This is a genomic window from Saliphagus infecundisoli (assembly GCF_020177375.1).
Taxonomy (GTDB): domain Archaea; phylum Halobacteriota; class Halobacteria; order Halobacteriales; family Natrialbaceae; genus Saliphagus; species Saliphagus infecundisoli.
Window position 1 is genome coordinate 124,795 of record NZ_JAIWHV010000003.1, and the last position, 22,544, is coordinate 147,338.

General features: G+C 68.1%; 23 protein-coding genes. 13 read left to right on the forward strand and 10 right to left on the reverse strand.

Annotation, left to right across the window (positions count from 1 at the left end; genetic code table 11):
- Both LCF40_RS07750 and LCF40_RS07755 read right to left on the reverse strand, forming a co-directional pair.
- Positions 1-705: a polysaccharide deacetylase family protein gene (locus LCF40_RS07750; RefSeq protein WP_224828019.1), complete on the reverse strand. Its 705-nt coding sequence runs from the start codon at positions 703-705 to the stop codon at positions 1-3.
- Entirely contained in the window at positions 698-1,732 is a 1,035-nt protein-coding gene (locus tag LCF40_RS07755; RefSeq protein WP_224828020.1) for a methionyl-tRNA formyltransferase, read from the reverse strand. The genes LCF40_RS07750 and LCF40_RS07755 overlap by 8 nt, the downstream gene beginning before the upstream one ends.
- Before the next feature lie 911 nt (positions 1,733-2,643).
- Here LCF40_RS07755 and LCF40_RS07760 point away from each other — a divergent pair.
- The 6 genes from LCF40_RS07760 (at position 2,644) to LCF40_RS07785 (ending at position 7,425) form a co-directional block, all read left to right on the forward strand.
- Positions 2,644-2,799, forward strand: a complete 156-nt coding sequence (locus LCF40_RS07760; protein WP_198667850.1) for a hypothetical protein — start codon at positions 2,644-2,646, stop codon at positions 2,797-2,799.
- Between the two features lie 329 nt (positions 2,800-3,128).
- On the forward strand, positions 3,129-3,524 hold the full coding sequence (locus tag LCF40_RS07765) for a DUF5805 domain-containing protein (protein ID WP_114576366.1): 396 nt from the start codon (positions 3,129-3,131) through the stop codon (positions 3,522-3,524).
- Positions 3,514-4,566 (forward strand): tyrosine-type recombinase/integrase, encoded by a 1,053-nt coding sequence (locus LCF40_RS07770; protein ID WP_224828021.1) that lies wholly within the window; start codon positions 3,514-3,516, stop codon positions 4,564-4,566. The genes LCF40_RS07765 and LCF40_RS07770 overlap by 11 nt, the downstream gene beginning before the upstream one ends.
- A gap of 199 nt (positions 4,567-4,765) precedes the next feature.
- Positions 4,766-6,232 (forward strand): lipase maturation factor family protein, encoded by a 1,467-nt coding sequence (locus tag LCF40_RS07775; protein WP_224828022.1) that lies wholly within the window; start codon positions 4,766-4,768, stop codon positions 6,230-6,232.
- Between the two features lie 36 nt (positions 6,233-6,268).
- Positions 6,269-6,436, forward strand: coding sequence for a hypothetical protein (locus LCF40_RS07780; protein ID WP_224828023.1), 168 nt, complete (start codon positions 6,269-6,271; stop codon positions 6,434-6,436).
- A gap of 38 nt (positions 6,437-6,474) precedes the next feature.
- Complete coding sequence (locus LCF40_RS07785) at positions 6,475-7,425, forward strand: D-2-hydroxyacid dehydrogenase (RefSeq protein WP_224828024.1); 951 nt, start codon at positions 6,475-6,477, stop codon at positions 7,423-7,425.
- A gap of 3 nt (positions 7,426-7,428) precedes the next feature.
- Here the strand turns inward: LCF40_RS07785 and LCF40_RS07790 are convergent, their stop codons facing one another.
- The 4 genes from LCF40_RS07790 to btuC all read right to left on the reverse strand — a co-directional run bounded on the left by LCF40_RS07790 (position 7,429) and on the right by btuC (position 13,113).
- Positions 7,429-8,610, reverse strand: coding sequence for an iron-containing alcohol dehydrogenase (locus tag LCF40_RS07790; RefSeq protein ID WP_224828025.1), 1,182 nt, complete (start codon positions 8,608-8,610; stop codon positions 7,429-7,431).
- A gap of 38 nt (positions 8,611-8,648) precedes the next feature.
- Entirely contained in the window at positions 8,649-10,637 is a 1,989-nt protein-coding gene (locus LCF40_RS07795; protein ID WP_224828026.1) for a response regulator, read from the reverse strand.
- Between the two features lie 71 nt (positions 10,638-10,708).
- Positions 10,709-12,022 carry an ATP-binding cassette domain-containing protein gene (locus LCF40_RS07800; protein WP_224828027.1) on the reverse strand — a complete coding sequence of 438 codons (1,314 nt, stop codon included), beginning with the start codon at positions 12,020-12,022 and terminating at the stop codon, positions 10,709-10,711.
- A complete protein-coding gene (gene btuC, locus LCF40_RS07805) occupies positions 12,019-13,113 on the reverse strand; it encodes a vitamin B12 ABC transporter permease BtuC (protein WP_224828028.1) in 1,095 nt (364 codons plus the stop codon). The genes LCF40_RS07800 and btuC overlap by 4 nt, the downstream gene beginning before the upstream one ends.
- Before the next feature lie 64 nt (positions 13,114-13,177).
- On the opposite strand from btuC, the gene LCF40_RS07810 reads away from it, so the two are divergent.
- The 4 genes from LCF40_RS07810 (at position 13,178) to LCF40_RS07825 (ending at position 16,247) form a co-directional block, all read left to right on the forward strand.
- Positions 13,178-14,563, forward strand: a complete 1,386-nt coding sequence (locus LCF40_RS07810) for a PGF-CTERM-anchored ABC transporter substrate-binding protein (protein ID WP_224828029.1) — start codon at positions 13,178-13,180, stop codon at positions 14,561-14,563.
- A 45-nt stretch (positions 14,564-14,608) separates the two neighbouring features.
- Entirely contained in the window at positions 14,609-14,890 is a 282-nt protein-coding gene (gene srp19, locus LCF40_RS07815) for a signal recognition particle subunit SRP19 (protein ID WP_224828030.1), read from the forward strand.
- 1 nt (position 14,891) lies between these two features.
- Positions 14,892-15,134, forward strand: a complete 243-nt coding sequence (locus tag LCF40_RS07820; protein ID WP_224828031.1) for an H/ACA ribonucleoprotein complex subunit GAR1 — start codon at positions 14,892-14,894, stop codon at positions 15,132-15,134.
- Positions 15,135-15,263: 129 nt separating this feature from the next.
- On the forward strand, positions 15,264-16,247 hold the full coding sequence (locus tag LCF40_RS07825; protein ID WP_224828032.1) for a presenilin family intramembrane aspartyl protease PSH: 984 nt from the start codon (positions 15,264-15,266) through the stop codon (positions 16,245-16,247).
- Here the strand turns inward: LCF40_RS07825 and LCF40_RS07830 are convergent.
- From LCF40_RS07830 to LCF40_RS07845, 4 genes are all read right to left on the reverse strand, one after another.
- Positions 16,244-16,879, reverse strand: coding sequence for a DUF6517 family protein (locus LCF40_RS07830; RefSeq protein WP_224828033.1), 636 nt, complete (start codon positions 16,877-16,879; stop codon positions 16,244-16,246). The two genes, LCF40_RS07825 and LCF40_RS07830, sit on opposite strands and share 4 nt — an antisense overlap.
- A gap of 169 nt (positions 16,880-17,048) precedes the next feature.
- A complete protein-coding gene (locus LCF40_RS07835; RefSeq protein WP_224828034.1) occupies positions 17,049-18,002 on the reverse strand; it encodes an LLM class oxidoreductase in 954 nt (317 codons plus the stop codon).
- Between the two features lie 50 nt (positions 18,003-18,052).
- A complete protein-coding gene (gene cysS / locus LCF40_RS07840) occupies positions 18,053-19,549 on the reverse strand; it encodes a cysteine--tRNA ligase (protein WP_224828035.1) in 1,497 nt (498 codons plus the stop codon).
- A 78-nt stretch (positions 19,550-19,627) separates the two neighbouring features.
- Entirely contained in the window at positions 19,628-20,104 is a 477-nt protein-coding gene (locus tag LCF40_RS07845) for a DUF7523 family protein (RefSeq protein WP_224828036.1), read from the reverse strand.
- A 93-nt stretch (positions 20,105-20,197) separates the two neighbouring features.
- On the opposite strand from LCF40_RS07845, the gene LCF40_RS07850 reads away from it, so the two are divergent.
- The 3 genes from LCF40_RS07850 to LCF40_RS07860 are packed head-to-tail and all read left to right on the forward strand — an operon-like array spanning position 20,198 to position 22,539.
- A complete protein-coding gene (locus tag LCF40_RS07850; RefSeq protein ID WP_114576350.1) occupies positions 20,198-20,449 on the forward strand; it encodes a BolA family protein in 252 nt (83 codons plus the stop codon).
- A 60-nt stretch (positions 20,450-20,509) separates the two neighbouring features.
- Complete coding sequence (locus tag LCF40_RS07855) at positions 20,510-20,974, forward strand: PH domain-containing protein (RefSeq protein WP_224828037.1); 465 nt, start codon at positions 20,510-20,512, stop codon at positions 20,972-20,974.
- Positions 20,971-22,539: a PH domain-containing protein gene (locus LCF40_RS07860; RefSeq protein WP_224828038.1), complete on the forward strand. Its 1,569-nt coding sequence runs from the start codon at positions 20,971-20,973 to the stop codon at positions 22,537-22,539. The genes LCF40_RS07855 and LCF40_RS07860 overlap by 4 nt, the downstream gene beginning before the upstream one ends.
- Positions 22,540-22,544 lie beyond the last annotated feature (5 nt).

Sequence of the window (22,544 nt, forward strand, 5' to 3'; positions counted from 1 at the left end):
TCAGGGATCGAGCGCCGCGAGATACCGGCCGACGCGTTCGGCCCGCTCGGCCTCGACGCCCCCAACGATCTCCCCGAACGTTCGTTCCGTAGCGCCCCAGAGTCCGGGATGGACGAGCAACTGGAAGCGATCGGGACGGCCGTCGGGAAACGGCGGCTCCCGGCGCCACTTCTGGCTCGAGTCCGAGCAGTAGCCGACCTCGGTGAAGTAACGGGGATCGTAGGCGTTCTCGAACCCCGCGAAGGGCTCGCCTAACACCCACTCGGGCGGCCGGTGAAAGGAGACGACCCCGCTCTCCTCGATCAGGCGGTCGAGGACCTCCCGTTCGGCGCGGACCCGCCGCTCGAACTCCGCGGATGGCGGCCGTTCGTCCCAGTAGTGGTGGGTGTTGAAGTGGAGCGCGACGTCGTGGCCGAGCGCCTCGATCTCCCGAAGGGCCTCGTGTTCCGCGACCGCGAGGAGGTTGTAGACCGGCGTCGTCAACAGGACACAGTACGTCGATTCGATATCCAGTCGGGACTCGATTCGGGCCATCTCGAGGGCGGTTTCGGGCGAGAGATCGACGTCGTGGCGGAGGGTGATCTCGCCGTCGGCAAGCGGCGAGAAGTCGGTAAACGAGTAGCCCTCGGCGAGCAGCGACTCGAGCAGTTCCTCGTACTCCCTTAGGGTATAGGAGAGGCGCTGGCCGCCGGCGAGTTCAGGCATCGATCCCCGACTCGGCGGCTTCCGTGTCGTCGGTGCTACTGGTGAGGTTGTGTCGGTGCTCGGGGCCGTCAACCCGGTCGTGATCGCCCCGGGACTCGAGGCGCTCGTCGACCGCCGGCTCCCACTCGCCCTCGACGGGTTCGTAGTCGGTCACGAGTAGCGTGCCGTCGGCCGTCGCGACGACGAAGTCGCCGGTCCAGAAGACCTCGACGATCGTTCCTGCCCGGGCCTCGGAGGCGAGATCCGTCGAGAACGGCCGAGCGTCCCAGATCATCACCCGATCGCCGTCGGCGAAGGTGAACGCACCCGGGTAGGGGTCGGCGACGGCCCGGACGAGATTGTAGACCTCCCTGGTTCCCTCACCCCAGTGGATCTCGCCGTCCGCGGGATTGCGCTTGGGGTAGTACGTCGCCTCGCCGGTCTGGGACTCCCCGACCGACTCTCCCCGGAGGAGCGGGCCGAGGACCTCCGCGAGCATCTCCTTCATGCAGATCGTGACCTTGTAGTAGAGCGTCTCGATCGTGTCGTAGTCGGTGATATCGAACTTCCGGGTCGCGAGGACCCCGCCCGCGTCGGCCTCCGGGTCGAGTCCGATCACCGACAGCAGGAACCGATCCCGATCCTCGATCAGCGACCAGTTCAGCGGCGACCGACCCCGCCCCTTCGGCAACCCGAACGCGCTTCCGTGGTTGCCGATCGCGCCGTGGGTCGCCGCCTCGAGCGCTTCTTCAGGAATCAGGCGCTGCCAGCCGTTGACGATCAGGAGGTCGGGATCGACCCCTCGGACGTGTTCGCAGTCTGCGTCGGTCATCGAGTACGTCTCGGGGTAGTAGACCGGGATATCGTAACGATCGCCGACCTCGGCGAACGACGCGTAGCCAGAGACGTCGTTCCGGCGTGCGGTTTCCGGATCGATCGTCACGATCTCGACGATCGGGACGCCGCGATCGAGCAGCGTCTCGAGGACGTCACGGGCAGGCGCGGTGCAGCCGACGTAGACGACCTCGGAGCCCTCGGGTATGTTCATGCACGAGGTCCGCCGCCAGCGATCATTGTTATCCTCCGGTTTCCCCCGATTGGGTCGTCCATACCCGCTCAGGCCTCCAGGGGAGATCGAGTTGAGTATATCAATATGTGATTTATGAGTCGCCTCCCGGTCACTGGATCGCACCAGTGACATAATGTGTATATCGAGTGAGCAATAGTGGCCATCAGCCGCCTCGCGAGGGCTCGCTCGACCGCCGTTCGAGGACCACCGGCCGAAGGTGTCTCCCGATCAGAGACGGGACTCGATTCCAGACCGTGTCGAGACGCCACCATAGACCGTCGGCTGACGAGTCCGTCTCGGTCGGTTTCACGGACCGGCGAACGATTCCGTATATCGTCTCCGGAGATATGGGGAGGAGAACGCGAACCCGGAAACGCACCCAATTGATACCCGCTATCGTGTAGACGTCCGATCAGCTATCGCTGCATCCTCTTCGGTTCGTCTCCCAGGACCGGTCGTATCATAGGGCCGGTTGTTGCGATATACAGCCGATCGGCAGAACGGGCCCGGCGACCGCCGGTGACGGACTACACCGACCCTATCAGCTATTTCTCCCGCAATCACGGGCCCGAAAACCCGCCGTGAACCCACTGCGCACGTTTCGATTCACGCGGCGAAGAGAACCGGAGAATTGTTACGAGGCGCTCGAGGGAGTCCAGAGGCGATCCGAAGCCCCATCGGTGCGGTTCGATGACGAGGATGAAGGGCCCGACAACGGGATCTGCGAGTCGTCCCGATCGGCTGGACGGGTTCGGCCGTCACGACCGTGAACTTCGCGAGAACGACGAACAGCGGCCCGTACCGAGAACGACTACCGTGGGCAAGGAGAGCGAAGGCAGGTGTTGTTGAAGCCGATATATTGAGGGCCACGGCCCGCGAAGGGTGAGTCGATGCTAGAGCTACTTCACACCGGCAGCGAACATCCCGACCTCTGGTGGGTCCTCGTTCCCTCACTCCTCTCGTTTCTGGCGGGGCTGGGTATCGCCACGGTTTCGGATCGGATTCGAGAGACGCTTCGACCTCGGGCGAGCGCTCCCGACGAATAATTCGACGGACGGTTCGGAACCCATACGGAAAGCACATCCTCGAAATCGGAAATCCCTCGTGTCTCGCTCACCCCCGGCAGGGAGGACCAGCCACAGTAGGCGAGAGTTCGTCCCGGACCGACATGTTCTGTCCCGCGAGAGACCCGCCCGAACGTATCAATATTCAATAAAGAAGGGCTACCACTAATCCCAAAATGTGGGCCATAGGTGAAGGACATCTCGATACACGGCCCCATATTTCGGTGCCTTGATGGACCATCAATTCAGATTAGGGCCTTAATCTAGACTAGTGGGACACATTGAAGGTCATCGACTGTGAGAGGTAATCCATGAGCGACTCGGCCGAGGAATCCAGGGTGGCCGTAAAGACTCGGGTTCCCGCCTACCAAAAACAGCAATGGGTGGAGCACGCCGAGGAACTCGACATGAGCCAGAGCGAGTTCGTCCGGACGATGGTCCAGGCCGGACGAAAGGGGTTCGAGCCCGACCACGAGGAACCCCGTTCTGGGAGTCCAGACCCCCGGGGTAACGGCCTGGAAACCCGGGTCCTCGAGTTGCTCTCCGAGGGGCCCCGCTCGTGGGAGGAACTCCTCGAGGCCGCAAGCGGCGAGATCGAGGAGCGCCTCGATGAGACCCTCGAGGACCTCCAGAGCCGAGGCCGCGTTCGCTACAGCGGGCGCCACGGGGGGTACACGGTCATTGGGGGCGAGAGCGATGGCGAGTGAGGTGGAGACCGAACGCGAAGCCATCGAGGATCCGATCGCGTACTTCCTCGAGGACCAGCGCTATCACGGCCGGAGCGAGCGGACGATTGCCGAACACGAGCGCGTACTCCGGGCGTTCGAGGCGTTCGTCGAGAGTGAGGAGACGCCCGGGGGACCCGTAGAATCGCCCGCCGAGGCCGGTCGTCGGGAGTGTATGGCCTGGGTCCACTCGTTGCGCGGCGACCTCGAACCGGGTACGATCGCGACCTACGCCTCCTACGTCCACCGGTTCTACGACTACATGACCCAGGTCGGCGCCTTCGAGTCGAACCCGATGGCCCTCGTGGTCCGGGAGATGGACGAATCGATCGACACGAACCCCGCCAGACGCGAGATCTCTGTCCCGGACATGCGGGAGTTCGTCGCGGGCATCCCTCACCCGCTCGAGCGAGCAGTCGTCCTCACGTTACTGAAAACCGGCGTTCGGGTGGGTGAACTTTGCAACCTCGACCTCCGAGATCTCTCGATGCCGGTCGAGAGCTGCGAGATGACGCTCGAGCCCCGGGTGCAACTCGATGGACGCCCGAACTCGCTGTACGTCGATTCCGAGCCGGTTCGGGGGAAAACGGTAAACGGCGAGGAGCGGACGGCCTCGAACAAGCGTAAACGGGCGACCGTGATACCGGTAGACGACGAGCTCCGCCGAGTGCTCGAAGAATGGCTCGCGATCCGTCCCGACGCCGCCTCGCCCGCGGGGCCGCTCTTTCTCGACACCGGCGGCTCGTGGGGCCAGCGTCTCGAGCCCTCGGACATCCGCTACATGGTCGAGAGCCACGCCCGCGAGTACGGCTGGTACCAGACCGGAGGCGGCGCGGCCGAGAACGTCACACCCCACTACTTCCGGCACTTCTTCACGACTCACTTGCGGGACCGGACGGGCGACCGCGGCGTCGTGAAGTACCTCCGCGGGGACGTCGCAAGCGACGTCATCGACACCTACACCCACAACTGGGGCGATCAGGTCCGGCGAGTCTACGAACGGAACGTCTACTCGCTGCTGTGATCGTGATGTCTGGCCAAACCTTCGATTAAGAACGTGTTTTAATATGGCCTATGAGGTGTAGTGGCTCGGCCGCATGTATCATATAACGCTATACACAATTCAGAGCGGGCTGAAACGTGGTTTATGTTGCGTATCTGGTGTTTCGAGTCCGGACACTGCTCGCATCACGCATTTGTCGGTCCAGTCGCCATAGACCGGTATGGTGCCGCTCGGCTCGGAGGGGTACTGGCTCGTCCGCCTTCTCTTCGAGCGGGGGCTGGCGGTGATCTACCTGTTTGCGTTCATCGTTGCGCTCAAGCAGTTTCGTCCCCTGGCGGGCGAGGACGGTCTCCTCCCGATCGACGAATACGCGGAAGGCGTCGAGTTCGGGGAGCGGCCGAGCCTCTTTCAGCTCCTTCCCGATGACCGATTCATCGGCGCGGCCGCCTGGACCGGAGTCGTCCTCTCGAGTCTCGCGCTGGTCGGAGTGCCCTACTGGCTCCCCGAACCCTACCCCGTCGTCGCCTCGATGGCCCTGTGGGGTGCGATGTGGGCGCTCTACCTCTCCTTTGTCAACGCCGGGCGGGTCTTCTACGGCTACGGCTGGGAGTCGATGCTCCTGGAAACCGGCTTCCTCGCGATCTTTCTCGGTGCAGGCGAAACCGCACCGCCGACCGTCGTCCTCCTCCTGATCTCCTGGGTGCTCTTTCGGAACATGTTCGGCGCGGGCCTGATCAAGATCCGTGGCGACGACTGCTGGCGGGAGTTGAGGTGTATGGACTACCACTACGAGACCCAACCGATCCCCAACCCCCTCTCGTGGTTCGCCCACCGGCTCCCCGATCGGTTTCACCGGGTCGAGGTGCTGGGCAACCACGTCGTCGAACTCGCGATCCCCTTTCTGTACTTCGCGCCCCAGCCGTACGCGACCGTCGGCGGCGTCGCGACGATCGGCTTCCAGCTCTGGCTGATGACGACCGGCAACTTCGCATGGCTGAACGCCTTGACCATCGTCCAGGCGACGGCGACGTTCGGCGACGGCACCCTCTCGGTTCTGCCGGGAGTCTCCGCGCCAGCGGCGGCACCGACGCCGCTCTACCTCGAGGCCCTCGCCCTCCTCGTCGCCGCGGTCATCCTCGTGCTCTCGGTCCCACCGACCCGGAACATGCTCTCGCCGGGCCAGGTGATGAACACCTCCTTCGACCCGATCCACCTCGTCAAAAGCTACGGCGCCTTCGGCTCGGTCACCAGGGAACGCTACCAGCTCGTGATCGAAGGGACTCGCGAGCCGAACCCGGGGGAAGACGACTGGGAGGCCTACGATCTGAAAGGCCAGCCCGTCGATCCCGCCGAACGCCCGCCCCAGTGGGCGCCCTACCACCTCCGGCTGGACTGGCAGCTCTGGTTCGCCGCCATGCGGTCCCGTCCGGGCCCCCGCCAGCGGTGGCTGCTCGCCCTGCTGGCGAAGCTACTGGAGGGCGACCGGGAGACCGAATCGCTGCTCGCGGCGACGCCGTTCGAGGAGTCGCCCGAACGGATCCGGGTGCTCAGGTATCGCTACCGCTTTACCACCCGCGAGGAACGCACCGAGACCGGCCGGTGGTGGTCCCGCGAGCGCGTCGGCACCTACGTTCCCGCGAGTACGCGCGAGGAACTCGGTAGCAGTCGCCGGATCCGGCTTCGATAACGACGGATATAGACCGGATAAACCCACACTCGATATATGGAACGGTTCGTCCAGTCGATCGTCGCCGGCGGGCCCGCGCTGGTCGCCGGCCTCTGGCTCGTGGCGCTGGGGGGTTCGATCCCCCGGCTCGCCGGAATCGGCCTCGCTCTCCTCGGAATCGTCGGTCTCGTACGCGGGATCGGGAGCGAGATCCGGTACTCGTAGCCCGGGAGTTTTAAGCGTCGGTCCGACGAGCCGCCAGTATGGCAGAGATCGTCGTCCTCAACGGTAGCGCACACGGAATCCCCTCCAGCGAGTGTGCCGACGCCCTCCGCGAGCGCCTCGATCGCGAGGTCGAACTCGCCGAGTCGCCGGCCGAGGAGGTCGAACTGATCCGGGATGCCGAGGTCGCCGTCGGCGGGAAAATGCGCGAGGAGGTCATAGACGCTGCCGGCGAACTCGAGCTGTTCGCCTGCTCGTCGGCCGGGGTCGGCCACCTCGACTTGGACGCGCTTGGAGAGCGGGGGATCGCGGTGACGAACGCCTCGGGCGTCCACGGGCCGAACATCGCCGAGCACGTGCTGGGGTGGATGCTGATGATCACCCGCCGGCTCGACGAGGGACTCGCCCGTCAGGATCGACGGGAGTGGAGCCACTTTCAGGCGTTCGGGGAGTTCCAGGGCTCGCGGGTCTGTGTCGTCGGCCTCGGCGCGATCGGACAGGCGATCGTCGAGCGCCTGGCGGGCTTCGGTGTCGAGACCGTCGGCGTCCGCTACTCCCCCGAGAAGGGCGGACCGACCGACGAGGTGTACGGGTTCGACGAGATCGAGGAGGCACTGGTCGGGGTCGATTACCTCGCAATCGCCTGTCCGCTCACCGACGAGACCCGGGGACTGATCGGCGCCGAGGAACTCGCGACCCTGCCCCCGGACGCCGTGTTAGTCAACGTCGGCCGCGGCCCGATCGTCGAGACCGAGGCGCTCGTCTCGGCCCTGCGAAACAACAAGCTCCACGCGGAGGCCCTCGATGTCACCGATCCCGAACCGCTCCCCGAGGACCACGAGCTCTGGGGGCTCTCGAACGTCTACATCACGCCGCACAACTCCGGGCACACGCCCCATTACTGGGAGCGCGTCGCGGAGATCCTCGTCAGAAATCTCGAGCACGTCGAGGAGACCGGGGAGTACGACGACCTCGAGAACCAGGTCGCCTGAGAGTCAGTACGCCGCCTCGAACAGTTCGATCACGTCCCCGCGGTCCATTCTCCGAGGGTTGCGGTCGATGTTGTGTTTCGAATGCTCGAAGGCGACCTCGGCGAAGCCCTCGAACTCGTCGGTGTCGATGTCGCCCAGTTCGGAGATTCGGTTCGGGATCCCGATGTCGTCGTTCAGCGCGGCGACCGCGTCGGCCCCCCGCCGGGCGAGCTCGAGGTCGGACTCCCCTGCCCGGCGTTCGACGCCGAGCAGGTCGGCGACCTCCGCAAGTCGGGCGGGTTCGGCAGGCGCGTTGTACCGCATGACGTGGGGGAGGAGCACGGCGTTCGCTCGTCCGTGGCCGATCCCGTACTCGATCCCCAGGGGATAGGTCAGCGCGTGGACGGCCCCGAGCCCGGAGTTGACGAACGCCTGGCCAGCGATGGTCGCCGCGAGGCTCATCCGGTAGCGCGCGCGGTCGTTGTGGGCGCCCTGGTGGACCGCCTCCCGCAGGCTATCGCCGATCAGCCCGATCGCCTCGCGGGCCAGCCCGTCCGTGAAGGGCGTTCGGAGCGTCGAGACGTAGGCCTCTATCGCGTGACTCAGGGCGTCCATCCCCGTCGCGGCGGCGACTCCCGGCGGAAGCGACCGGGTGAGGTCGGGATCGACGACCGCGAGGTCGGCGAAGAGGTGTTCGGAGTAGACGACCTTCTTGTTGTCCCCGTCCTCGCTGTCGGCGAACACCCCGATGTGTGTCACCTCGCTTCCGGTCCCCGCGGTCGTCGGCACGAGCGCGGTCGGTCGGCCCTCGCCGGGGACGTTCCCCATTCCCAGCATCTCGCGAACCGGAACGTCGTGGTCGGCGAGGACGGCCGCCAGTTTGGCCGTGTCCATGCAGCTTCCGCCGCCGACACCGACCACGAGATCGGCCTCGGCCTCCCGGACGGCCTCGGCGGCGTCCTCGGCCAGCCGAAGCTTCGGCTCGGGATGAACGTCCTCGAACGTCGAGAGTTCCAGCTCCGAGAGCGCCTCGAAGACGGTGTCGGCGGCGCCGGCCTCCACGACGTCGCCGTCGGTGACGACGAGCGCCGACTCGAACCCCTCGGCGAAGCCGGCGAGTTCGCTCGCCGCACCCATTCCGTAGCGGACCTCGTTCGGACTCTCGATCCCGTACACCCGGTCAATGGCTCCGATCCCGTCGAACATACCGGATGGATGCCGGGCGGCCCCAAAAGTGTAGGCGGTCACCGCAGCGGGACGTCGGTGATCGAAAAGCGAGCGCCGCCCGCCTCGCTCTCCCCGATCCGGACCGACCAGCCGTGGGCCTCTACGATCTCGCGGACGATCCCCAGCCCGAACCCGGTTCCCTCCGCGGCGGTCGAGTAGCCGACCTCGAAGACGCGCTCGCGGTCGGCGGGCGCGACCCCGGGCCCGTCGTCTTCGACGTAGAAGCCGCCAGCGAGGTCGCCGACGCGGACCTCGCTGGCGCCGTGTTCGGCGGCGTCATCGGGAGCCTGCGAACGATTGCCCGTGGAGCCGTGCTCCACGGCGTTGCGAAAGAGGTTCTCTACGACCCGCGAGAGCCGGCTCCGGTCGGCCAGCACGACCGCCTCGCTTTCGACCCGGAGGGTGATCCCCGCCGTCTCGACGGAGTCCCAGCACCGGGCCGCGAGGTCCGCGATCCGGACCCGCTCGAAGTCCTCGACGACCCGTCCCCCGCGGGCGAGCGCGAGGGCGTCCGCGACGATCTCCCGGCTCCGCTCGACGGCCCGCGCGGCGTCGGCGACGTGCTCGCCCCCCTGTTCGCCGGCGAGCTCGAGATGGCCCGCCGCGACGCCGAGGGGGTTTCGCAGGTCGTGGCCGAGCGCGCCCGCGAACGCCTCGAGGCGATCGCCGTCCGTCCCGATCGCCGGGGTGCTCCCCCGGTGGAAGTCCCCCCGGTCGGTCCGATCGAGGGCCGCCCGGACCGTGGTCGCCAGGATCTCGACCAGCGCCTCGTCGGTGTCGTCGAACGCCTCTGGGTCGGGCGAAGAGGTGATGAAGACGCCGTGGTCGCCCAGCGGGTGGATGATCCCGCTGGCCGCGGGAGTCTCGGCGGCGTCCATTACTTCCCCGGACTCGACGTCGTCGATGACGAGGGACTCCCCGCGCTCGAAGACGTCCCAAACGACCCGATCGGTCGTCCGATCCGGGTCCGTCCGCCGGTAGGCCGAGTCGGTTCCGAGTCGCTCCCGGACGCCCTCGGTGACGGCGACCGGCTCGAGGACCTCGCCCTCGCGGAGATGCACCCCGCTCAGGGGGAGATCAAGCGTCTCCTCGGCGGCCCGGACGGCGACCTCGGCGACCCCCCGCCGGCTTTCGGCCCGGATGAGGTCGTCCATCCACGTCTGGAGCCCTCGGATCTTCGCCTCGCGTTCCTGTCTCTCGGTGACGTCGATCAGACAGCCCTCGATGGCGACGACCTCGCCCTCGGCGACGATCGGGGTTCCTTTCTCCCAGACGTGGCGGCGCTCGCCGTCGGCGGTCCGGATCCGGTAGGTTGCCTCGAAGGACTCGCCGGTGTCGACCGCCGACCGGACCCGCTCGGCTAAGTCCCCTGCGTCCGCCTCGGCGATGAGGTCGTCCCCGAAGGCGACCTCGCCGCGCTCGAGGGCCTCGGGCGGGTAGCCCGTGAGTTCCTCGACCCGGCCGCCGACGAACGACATGTTCCAGGGCGGCTCCGGCGAGCAGCGGTAGACCATCCCCGAGAAGTTGTCCAGAAAGGTCGCGAACTGGCGGCGGCTCTCGGCCAGCGCGACGTGGGCGCGATGGCGTTCGACGGCGTTCGTGACGCGGTTCGCGAGCACGCGGTACTGTTCGGGGCCGCCCTTCTGGAGGTAGTCGGTGACCCCCGCCGAGATCGCCTCGCTCGCGATCTCCTCGCTTCCCCGCCCCGTAAAGAGGACGAAGGGAATTTCGGGATGGTCCTCGCGGACGCACTCGAGGAACTCCAGGCCGTCGGTGCCAGGCATCTCGTAGTCGCTGACGATACAGTCGATCCCGCCCTCCTCGAGGCGCTCGCTTCCCGCCCCGGCGTCGGGAGCCGTCTCAACGACGATCCCCTCGCCCTCCCGCTCCAAGAACGACCGCGTCAGCTTCCGGTGGGAGGCGTCGTCGTCCACGTGGAGCACGCGGAGGGAGTCCGGATCGGTGGCCGCCGCGCCGGACGCCGGAGCCACGATCCCCTGGTGCATACCGGCCACTCGTCGGCGAGCATGATGAGTGCTTCGGCCTGACTGTCGGGAAATCGGATGGGTTCCTGGCGCTATTCGGCGTCGGGCCCGGCTCCGTCAGCCTCGCTGTGCGATCCGACTCCATCGATATCCGAGACGTTTGTGCGACCGCGTCCGCGAGATGCCGATTCGACCGCCGCGAGCGCGGAAAGGACCGACGACGGCTCCGTGGACTCCGCGGCCGCCCGGATCGCCCGGTAGGCGGCCGCGGCCTCCTCGCCCGCATAGTTTCGCTTGGTGAGTGGCGTCGTCTCACAGACGACCGCCGGGGGGGCATCGAGCGCCGAGAGGAGAAGCTGGTTGCCGCTCCCGAGGTGGAGGTCACAGACGACGACCGCGTCGGCCGTCCGGATCCGTTCTTTGGCGGCCGCGAGCAGCTCCCGGTCGAGCGGGGCGTACGGTTCGGCGACGAGCGGGTCGATCCCCTGGCGGGTCGCGGCCGCCGCCGCCGGCCCGCCCGCGACGAGCGGGCCCGCAGTCACTTCGACGCCGGTTCCCTCCAGGCGTGCGAGGACGCCCGCGGCGGCCGCCCCCCGTCCGAGCACGTGGACCCGTTCGGGGAGCTCCGAGGGCACCCCGCCAGGGAGGGCGGTGACCGTCGGCGACCCCGTGACCGGGTTCGTCGCGACCGCGGTGGTGGCGTCGAACGCCTCGGCGAGCCGGTCGGCCGACAGCACCTCCTCCGGAGACCCCGTCTCGACGATTCCTCCCCCCGCAAGGACCGCGAGCCGGTCGCAGTAGCGGGCCGCGAGCTCGAGGTCGTGGATCGCCGCCAGCGCCGTCTTCCCTTCCTCGACGAGTTTGGCGACGAGTTCGAGGGTCTCGATCTGGTGGGCAACGTCGAGGCTCGCCGTCGGCTCGTCGAGCAGGACGACGGGCGTGTCCTGGGCGAGCGTCCGTGCGAGGATCACCCGCTGGCGCTCGCCGCCGCTGACCGCCTCGATCGACCGGTCTTCGAACTCTGCGACCGCGGTCCGCTCCATCGCCCGGTCGACGCGCTCGCGGTCCTCGGGGGTCGGCGACGAAAACCGCGACCGGTAGGGCGTTCGACCCATCTCGACGACCTCGCGGACGTCGAACGCAAAGGAGAGGTGGGTGACCTGGGGAACCACCGAGACCAGCCGGCTCGACTCTCGCGAGGAGAGATTCTGAACCTCCCTCCCGGCGACTCTGACGGAGCCGGCGTCGGGGGAAATCGCCGCGCTGATCGCCCGTAGGAGGGTCGTCTTGCCGGCACCGTTGGGGCCGACGAGGCCGACGAACTCGCCCTCCGCGACCGACAGCGATGCCTCCGAGAGGACGGCCACGTCGCCGAAGGAGACGGAGAGGGAGTCGGCGTCGATCACAGCGCGTGCACCTCCCGCTTGGTGAGCAAGTAGAGAAAGAAGGGCGCGCCGAAGGCGGCGGTGACGATGCCGACGGGGACCTCGGCGGGACCCGCGCGGGCGAGGGTGTCGGTCGCGACGAGGAAGGACGCCCCGGCGAGCGCGCTCGTCGGCAACAGGATCCGGTGATCGGGGCCGACGAGCAGGCGCATGACGTGGGGGACGACGAGGCCGACGAAGCCGATGACGCCCGCGACGGCGACCCCCGCCGCTGTCACGACGCTCGCGAGCGCGAGCAAGAGTAGTTTGGTGCGCTCGACGTCGATGCCGAGGTGATGAGCGTCCTCCTCGCCGAGCAGGAGGACGTTCATCTCGCGGGTGAAGGCCGCGAGGACGGCCACCCCGATGAGGACGACCGGCAGCGAGACCGAGACGTCGCTCCAGGTGGCGTTCGAGAGCCGGCCCATCAGCCAGATCATCGCCTCCCGCAAGCTGTCGCCGCTGTGGACGAGCATGTAGGAGATGAGGGCACCGAGAAAGGCCTGGACGGCGACCCCGGCGAGCAGGAGAGTCGCGACCGGCGTCCGCCCGCCCTCGGTCGCGATGGCGTAGACGAGAAAGGCGGTCGCGAGCGCGCCGGCGAAGGCGGCGGGCTGGAGCCCCACCGGGAGGAGTGCCGGAAAAGCGATGACGGCGACGGCGCCCGCGGCGGCCCCCGTGGAGACGCCGATGATCGAGGGGTCGGCCAGCGGGTTCCTGAAAAAGCCCTGCATCACGGTGCCCGCGGCCGCGAGGCCGAAGCCGACGGTCGCCGCGAGCGCGATCCGGGGAAGCCGGATGTCGGCGACGATCGTCTGGTGGCTCGAACGGACGTCGAACGCGAACGGGCGGACGAACTCGAGCGACGGTGCGGGAAGCGACCACCCGAGAAGGGGCAGCGCCCGCTCGCCGAGACCGGCTCCCGTGGGGACGGCGACGGCGTTCAGAACGGCGAGGGCGACCGTCGTCGGGCCGATCCGGGCCGGGCCGAGGCCGGCGCTGGCGACGACGACGACCGCGAGGATCGCCGTCAGGCCCGCCGACCAGGAGACGATCCGGCCCGTTCGCTCCATCTACAACAACTGCGGTTGCTTTAGCCAAATATTTATTGGAGTCGCCCGCACGGGGAGACGAGACATGCGAAAGCTACTGACGATCCTGCTGGCCGCCTTCCTGATCGCGAGCGTGGCCGCCCCGCCCGTCGCCGCGGGCGCGGCGGGCGCCTCGGGCGCGACCGGGGCAAGTGCGGCCCAGGCCGAGGCGACCTGCGAGTACCCGGTCGAGTTGACCGACGCGACCGGCGAGGACGTGACGCTGGACGAACCGCCCGAACGGGTCGTCGCCCTGCAGGCGAGCGACGCCCAGACCGTCTTCGAGATCGGCGCCGAGGAGAGCCTGGTCGGGATGCCGATAAACGACTTCACGTCCCACCATGACGCCGGCAACCGAACGAACGTCGCCGTCGAGGGGCAACAAAACGTCGACGTCGAGACCGTCGTCGATCTCGAGCCCGACGTCGTGCTCGCGGCGAACGTCACGGCCCCCGAGGACGTCGAACAGCTCCGGGAGGCCGGGGTCACGGTCTACCACTTCGAGACCGCCGAGGACCTAACGGACGTCCGTGAGAACGTCCAGCGCACCGGCGAGCTGACCGGCGCCTGCGAGGGCGCCCAAGAGCGCATCGACTGGATGGACGAGCGCCTGGGTGCCCTCGAGACCGCTCTCGAGGGCGTCGAGCGCCCGCTTGCCTACTGGTCGATGGGTGGCGGCTACACCGCGGGCAACGGCACCTTCCAGAACGCGATCCTGGAGACTGCAGGCGTCGAGAACCTCGCTGCGGAGGCCGGCATCGCCGGCTGGCAGGAGATCAGCAATGAGGTCGTGATCGAGGAGAACCCCGAGTGGATCGTCTACGGGAGTGCGGACCCCGAGATGGAACCCGCGCTCAGCGAGGGCGCGATGGAAACGACCGCCTACGAGGAGGGCAACCTCGTCGCGGTGGACTCGAACGCCGTCAGCCAACCCGCACCCCACGTCGTTACCGCGATCGAGACGATCGTCGAAGCCGTCCACCCCGAGGCCTACGAGGAGGCTCAAGCGATCCTCGAGGAGGGCAACGGGACCGAAGGAGCCAGCGAGAACGCGACCGACGCCAACGGAACGGTAGCCAACGCGACCAACGGCTCGGTCGGCGAGGAACCGAACGAAACCGCCGACTCGAACGAAACGGCAAACGAATCGACGGGCGTCGGCGAGAACACCACCAACGAAACCGGCGAGAACGCCACCGACGAGACCGACGCGGACGACGAGACGGAGAACGCGACCGACGGGAACGGAACGGAAGCCAACGCGACGGGTGAAAACGCTACCAACGACACCGACGGCGCCGAGAACGCGACGGATCCCGAGGAGAGCGCCGAGAGCGACGACGGCGACTCGATCCCGGTCGGAATCGTCGCCGCGGTCGTCGCCGCGATCGCGGTGATCGCCGCGGCGGTCGTCGGATTCCGCCGGCTGTAGCCGGCGTTCGAAAGGCGTTTACCCCCATCGGCTCACAGGTCCGGCATGGTCGAAAACGTCATCTGGCCCGCCTATCTCGACGCGGAGCTTTCCCGGAAGGAGGGGAGGCGGGTTCCCGAGGGGCTTGCCGTCCCCGAGCCGACGGTCGACGAGATCGCACAGGCGGTCCAGCAGGTCGGCTACGACGCCACGATCGAACGCGAGAAGTCCTACTCGCGGGAGTCCTGGGAAGCGCGAGGCCGGGTCGTCGTCCGGGGCGCCGAGGACTCGACGAAGAACGACCTCGTCCAGGCGGTCGCGGCCTACGTCGCCGCGATCCGCGAGTGAGATGGCGGTCCGCCGGGTCGGAACCGTCCGCGACACCGCCCAGGGGCTGCTCGTCCTCCGCACGGAGGGTGGAAACGGGAATTACGACGAGGAGATCGGAACGACGGTGCTCTCCGAATCGCTCGAGGACGTCGGTCGAGTCGTCGACGTCTTCGGGCCCGTCGAGCGCCCCTATCTCGCGGTCACTCCCGAAGCGGGCGTCCACGCGCCCGCGCTGGTCGGGTCTACGCTGTACGCGCGGTAAGGGGTCCTACGCTGTACGCGCGGTAAGGGGTCTACGCTGTACGCGCGGGAGGATCGGGGCAGGCGGGATGGCTGCGGCGGCCGGACCGAGGGCACAACACCAATACCGCCCCGGTCCGAATCCCGTGCCATGAACGACCGGACGCGGGTCCTCGTCGCGGTCTCTCTTACGGTCGGGCTCTTCCTCGCCGTCCAGCTGGGCGCTCTCGCGCTGCTCGAACCCTTCTCCGAGTCCGGCCAGCAGGCAGTCGATGATCCGGAGAACCCGACGAACAGCCTGCTCTACTTCGGCGCGATCCTCGTCGGAACCGGCGTCATGCTCGCGGCCTTTCGCTACGGCTTCGAGTGGCTCATCCGCGGGCTCGTCCTCGTCCTCAGCGCCTTCCTCGCGTGGGTCGTCCTCGCCGAACTCCTCCCGCCCGCGATCTCGGTCGTCTCGCTCCCCGCCGGAATCGCCGTCGGGATCGCCCTGCTTGCCTACCCCGAGTGGTACGTGATCGACGCCGCGGGCGTCCTGATGGGCGCCGGCGCCGCCGGCCTGTTCGGCGTCAGCTTCGGGCTCTTGCCCGCGCTCGTTCTCCTGGTGGTGCTCGCGATCTACGACGCGATCAGCGTCTACCGGACCCGCCACATGCTCTCGCTGGCCGAGGGCGTGATGGATCTGAAGATCCCCGTCGTCCTCGTCGTCCCGACGAGTCTTTCGTATACCTACCTCGACGGGGAAAGCGCGGAGGGAGCGTTCGACGAGGAGAGCGATTCGGGTTCCGAGGACCGAACACAACCGGAGACCGGAGAGGACGACCCGGAACCCGCCGACCCCGAACGGGACGCCCTGTTCGTCGGCCTCGGCGACGCCGTGATCCCGACGATCCTGGTCGCGAGCGCCGCCGTCTTCGTCGATAGCGGGACGCTCGCGGTGCCGGGGATCACCGTCAACCTCGCCGCGCTCGGCGGGATCGTCGGTACCCTCGCCGGACTCCTCGTCCTGCTCGTGTTGGTGTTCCGTGGCCGACCCCACGCGGGCCTCCCGCTGCTCAACGGCGGCGCCATCGCCGGCTATCTGCTGGGTGCGCTCGCCAGCGGCCTCTCGCTTTCGGCGGCGCTCGGGCTCTAGTGGTCGAGCCCCTCGAACATCGTCTCGATCCGGCCCGCAGACCCGGGCAGCGCCTCAGGATAGACCCCGACGGCGACGACGTGGTCCCCCTCATGTGCGAGTCGGGTGACGTCGATCAGAGCATCGACCTCGTATCCCTCGATCGTGACCGTCCCCGAAAAGGTCGTGACCGTCGTCGCCTCGAGGGACTCCACGCTCCGCTCTCCCACGGGCTCGCCCCTGACCGACAGCTCCGGGTACTGCTCGTCGGCGTAGGCGGCGATCTCTTCGGGTCCCATCTCGGCGATCGGGTTCAGCTCCCGACCCAGCACCGACGCTCGGGGACTCGTCACCGTCGTGAACACGCCGGCCGTGACCTCGCCGATTCCAGGGAGGTCCCCCGACCGGGCGTACTCGACATACTGGTTGCGGAACTCGACGGACTGGCCCGCGACCGTCTCCTCCTCGACGACCTCGTGGCTCTCCTCCAAGCCGTAGCCGGCCTCCTCGATCGACGACTCCGCGACGGTCGCCGGCGCGGCCTCGTGGGTGGTGGCGTCGTCGATCGCGCCGCCGAGACAGCCCGCGAGCCCGGCCACGGAGGCGGTTGCGACCCCGGCGAGCAGCCGGCGCCGCGAAGGGGGAGGACTCATCGGGAGTCGGTAGGTCGCCGAGCCGCATAGGGGTTTTCCTCTCTCAACGCCGGCGAGACTGCCCGTACCACGAGCATGGCTGAGGCCCGTCTACGGCCTGTGCATCCACCCGGCTGATCCGACCGCGACGCGATCGAGAGTCCCCGCTCCGACGACCGACCTCGGCCGCTCACAGTTCGGCCAGGACCTCGTCGGAAAACTCCTCGAGAACCCCCCGCGGGTCCCGATCGTCGTCCGTCTGCCGGATGTTGATCATCACGTGATCGACCCCGGCGTCGCGGAGCCCCCGAACGTGCTCGCGGAACCACTCGCTGCCGGCGGCGTACCCCTGGTGGATCGGCTCCGGCTCCGCCGACGGGTCCTCCTTCAGATCCACGTGCAACACCTGAACGTACGGCTTGGATTCCTCACCGGTCGTCTCGCGAACCAGCTCCCGCCACGTCCCTAGTTGGTCCTCGAGGTCCTCGAGCGTGTGCTGGTAGTAGACCCAGCCGTCGCCGTGTTCGGCGATCCACTCGAGGGACTGGCGGGCGCGGCCGGTGACGAGAAGCGGGAGGGTCTCGGTCGTCGGTTTCGGCACGAGGTCGAGCGAGCCGTCGAGCGTCCCGAACGAGGAATCGAGTTCGGGGTAGTCCTCGGACCAGAGAGTCCGGAGCACGCCGACGTGTTCTCGGAACAGTTCACCCCGAGCGTCCTCGTCGATATCGAACGCCGGGAACTCCGATGGCCGGTCGCCGGTCGCGACGCCGAGGACCAGGCGTCCGCCCGACAGTCGGTCGACCGATGCGGCCGCCTTCGCGACGTGTAACGGATGCCTCAGCGGGAGGATGATCGACCCCGTGACGAGCGCGACGTCGTCCGTGTTGGCGGCGACGTGTGTGAGGAAGACCCACGGGTCGTACACCTGTCCGGCGTCGTTGAACCGCGGCGAGTACAGCGGGACGTCGCGAAACCAGAGCGCGTCAAAGCCCAGGTCGCTTGCCTCACTCGCCAGTTCGACTTGTCGCTCTAAGTCCTCGAACGACGGAATCGGATCCGACGCCGTCGTGATCGGGAAGAACAGGCCGACCGAGAACCCGTCGTCGAACAGCCGTCGATAGCCCTCGTTCGCGTATGGACGCATTGTCCCCGGTTTCGTCCACGGCCGAGTGAAGATTGTGATTGAGATCGTGGCTATTGAAGCCGGTAGGACGGCCCCGAGTCGGTGTCTTGAACCTCGACCCCGAGGTCCTCCAAATCCTCCCGGAGCTCATCGGCCCGATCGTAGTTGCCCGCCTCGCGTTCGCGCTCCCGGACCGACAACAGGAGGTCGACGACCTCTCCCGCGAGGTCGGCCCGGCCGTCGGTGTCGCCCGTAAAGGAGAGGCCCAGGACGGCGCCGAGTTCCTCCAGGGTTTCGACCGCCTCCCGAAGGCCGCGGTAGTCGTAGCTTCCGCCGGCGCCCGGAGCGGTTCGATCGAGATGGTGATTGATCGCGCCCGCGATCTCGAGGAGTTCGGACTGGGCCTCCCGGGTGTTGAAGTCGTTATTCATCGCCCGCTCGAAGGCCACGCGGGCATCCGTGACGGCCTCCCGGAGATCGCCGTCCTCGGCCTTGCTGCCCGCGTCCGGCGAGTCGATGGCGTTGACGGCACGCTCGTGGGCGCGCTCCATGCGCTCCCAGCGTTCCCCGGCCTCGGCGATCGTTTTCTCGCTGTAGAGCTGTTCGCTGTTGTACGAGCCCGCCGTGAGGAAGGTTCGCAACACGTTGGTTCCCCACTCGGAGACCGCCTCCTCGACGGTGACGAAGTTGCCCAGACTCGAGGACATCTTCTCGTCGCCGATCTCGAACAGTTCGCAGTGGAGCCAGTAGTCCGCGAAGCGCTCGCCGCTTGCGGCCTCGCTCTGGGCGATCTCGTTTTCGTGGTGGGGAAAGACCAGATCGCGGCCGCCGACGTGGATGTCGATGTGATCCGCGAGATGGGTCATGCTCATCGCCGAGCACTCGACGTGCCAGCCCGGACGGCCCTCGCCCCAGGGGGAGTCCCAGGTCGACGCGCCCGCGGCGGCCTCCTCGGCGGGCGCGGCCCCGTCGTGGCGGTGTTCCTCGATCGCGGCGGGATCGACGCCGCCCGCCTTCCAGAGCGCGAAGTCCGCGGGATGGCGCTTCTCGGATCGCTCGTCGGGATCGCCCTGGGATTCCATTTCGTCGATGTCCTGGTTCGAGAGTTCGCCGTACTCCTCGAAGCTCGTGACGTCGAAGTAGACCGACCCCTCCGACTCGTAGGCGTACCCTTTCTCGACGAGGGTCTCGATCAGTTCGACGATCTCGGGGACGTGTTCGGAGACGCGGGGATAGACCTCCGCACGCAGGAGGTTCAGCGAACGCATGTCTGCGATCGTTCGGGCGAGGTAGCTCCGGGCGACCGCCTCTTCGTCTCCCCCCGCCTCGCCGATCCGGGCGACGATCTTCTCGTTGACGTCCGTGAAGTTCTCGACGTGGCGGACGCCGTAGCCCAGGTACTCGAGCCATCGGTGCATCACGTCGACGTGGACCCACGACCGCGCGTGACCGAGGTGGGGCGGATCCGAGACCGTCAGGCCACAGTAGTAGAGTAAGACGTCCTCGGGGTCCCGCGGCTCGAAGGGCTCGCGTTCGCCCGTCAGCGTGTTCTCGACGTGGAGCGTCATTGCCGGAGAATACCGCTGGCCGGACGTTAAAAGGTCGGATACGGGACCGTAGACCGATCGAGCGAACGCCGCCGCGAGTCAGGGGACCGACTCGAGGGCGCTCTCGACGGTTCGGAGCGCGTTCGACCCCGCGCGGCGGTCGACGACGACCGCGAGTGCGTCGCCGCCGACGCCCGCAGCGTGGACCGCGACGTCCTCGACGGCGAGGGTCGCGAGGACGGTCCGGAGCGCAGCCGAATCGACGTCGCCGGTCGCAAGGACCGCGGTCCGGTCGCCGCCGCCGGCGGCGAGGGCGGTTCCGCCGACGGAAAGCAGCGGCTCCGCCTCGTCGGCGGGTCCGACGCCGCTTTCCATCGTGATCCGGGCCTTTCGGGGGCCGGGCTCGTAGTCGGGCAACTCCTCGGCGTAGCGCCGGAGCGCGGTCGCGACCGCCTCGGCATCGCCGACGTCGAGAAAGCGCGCCGCCGCGGTGTAGTTGACGACGCCCGCCCGGAGCGCGCTCACGAGAAACGGGTGCTCCCGTGCCGCGCGCCTCGTCTCGGCTGCAAGCGACATATCTCCGAGGGCGTCCGGCGGGGGCATAAACGCGCCGACCGGATCGCCGCGGGGACCGCGGCGTTTTTCCCCTGGCCCGACCCAGAGGAGGCCATGAATCCCGAGGATGTCGAGCGAGTCATCGAGAGCGAACTCGAGGGCGCGAAGGCGACGGTCCGGCGCGCGCGCGGCGAACACGACGACGACCACCTCGCGGCGACGGTCGTCTCGCCCACCTTCGAGGGCGAGGCGCTGGTCGCCCAACACCAGCAGGTGTACGACGCCCTGGGCGAGCGGATGACGACGGACATTCACGCCGTCGAACTCTCGACGTACACGCCCGCGGAGTACGAAGAGCAGAAGTAGTTCCCGACAGGTCGGGAGAAAGATCAGTTCGTTTATCAGGTTACCGTCGAACGGTCCCGCATGGAGTCACTGCATTCGAGGGTGCGAGCCGTCTGGATCGTGCGGGCCGTCGTCGTCGCGTGCGTCCTCGCCGTCGCGGTCGCGGCCGCCGAGCGGTGGCTCGTCGACACCCTCCCGGCGGCCGCCCTCGTGGCCGTCGGCCTCGTCGCGGCGGGCGTCGGCATCGGCCACGCCCTCGTCCTCTACAGCAGGTGGGGGTTCGAGCTCCAGGACGACGCCCTCTATCTCGAGCGCGGTGTCGTCACGTTCGTCGAGACGTCGGTCCCCTTCGTCCGCGTCCAGCACGTCGACACCGAGTTCGGACCCGTAGAGCGTGCGCTCGGGCTCTCGAGCGTCGTCGTCTACACCGCCGGCTCCCGGAACGCCGACGTCACGATTCCTGGCTTGCGACCCGAGCGGGCCCGTCGGCTCCAGGACACCCTCCGGGACCTCGCGGTCGAGAGCGAGGGCGAGGACGCGGTATGAGCCGGCTCCATCCGGTTACGGCACTGACGAAAACCCTCGGCTACGCGGTCCAGTGGGCATCGGTCCCGTTTTTCCTCGTCAGCATCCTCTCGGGGGCCTTCGACGTCGTCCGGATCGACTGGGTGTTCTCGCTCGCCCCGGTCGGCTTCCTCCTCGGGGCCGCCTATGGACTCGTCGAGTACTACCGCTTCGAGTACGAACTCAGCGAGGACACGTTCGATCTGGCCTCCGGCGTGTTCTCGCGGCGTGACCGGGAGATCCCGTTTCGCCGCGTCCAGAACGTCGACGTCTCCCGGGGGATCGTCCAGCGGCTCCTCGGGCTGGCCGTCGTCTCGATCGAGACCGCGGGCGGCGGCGACACCGAGGCGACGCTGCGGTACGTCGGCGAGGGCGAGGCCAACTGGCTCCAGCGGGAGATCCGTCGGCTGACCGCCGAGAACGACGAAATCGAAGCCGACGAGCAAGAAGGCCTCGAGCCCGATCCGACCGAACGCCCCGAACCGGCGACCGCCGGGACGAGCGGGGACCGCCGGCCGACGCACCTGTTCGAACTCGACCAGGTGGAACTCGGTCTCCTCAGTCTCACCACCGCCAAGCTCTCGGCGTCGATGGTCGTCGCCGTCGTGACCGCGTTCGGCGGCGACGCCGCCCTCGGCCTGGTGCTCTCGCTGGCCAGGCCGTTCGGCGGTCCCGCCCAACTCGCGGGCGCCTCCCCGCTGGAGTACGCCGCCCTGGCGCTTTCCTCGGCGCTCTACGGCGCGGTCGCGACCTACCTCGTCGGGGTCGTCTACACGTTCGTCGGCTACTACGGTTTCCGGATCGGGGAGGCCGGCGACGACCTCGTCTACGAGCGCGGACTCCTCCAGCGCTACAGCGGGTCGATCCCGACCGAAAAGATCCAGACGCTCTCGATCGTCGAGAACCCCCTCCAGCGCGCGATCGGCTACGCCGGCCTCCGGATCGAGACCGCGGGCTACGGCCCCGACGGCGGCGGGAACCAGTCGGCGATCCCGCTCGCCAAACGGAGCCGCGTCGAGCGGTTCGTTGCACGGGCGACCGGGATCGAATCTGGCGACTTCGACCGCCCGCCGACGGTGGCTCGCCGGCGCTACCTCGTCCGCTACTCGGTGATCGCTGCTGCGATCGTCGCCGCGGCCGGCGCAGCCGGGATCGTCTGGGGCCTTCCCTACTGGTACGCGAGCGCCCTCGCCGTCCTTGGGGCGCCGGTCGGCGCCCACCTCCGGTGGACGAACCTCGGCTACGACCTCCGGGAAGACCACCTGCTGGTCCGAGAGGGGTTCTGGCGCCGGCGGACCCACGTCGTCCCCTACTACCGCCTCCAGACGGTTTCGACCCGCCGGTCGGTCTTCCAGCGCCGACTCGGACTGGCCAGCCTCGTGATCGACACCGCCAGTTCGCGGACGTTCGTCCGGGGGACGCCGACGATCCACGACCTCTCGCTTTCGACGGCCCGGTCGATCCACGCCGACTGCCGGGAACGGTTAGAGGACGCCCGGCGGACCAGGGCCCGCGAGGAGCGTGCGCTTTCGGTGGCTTTTACCTGACCCGC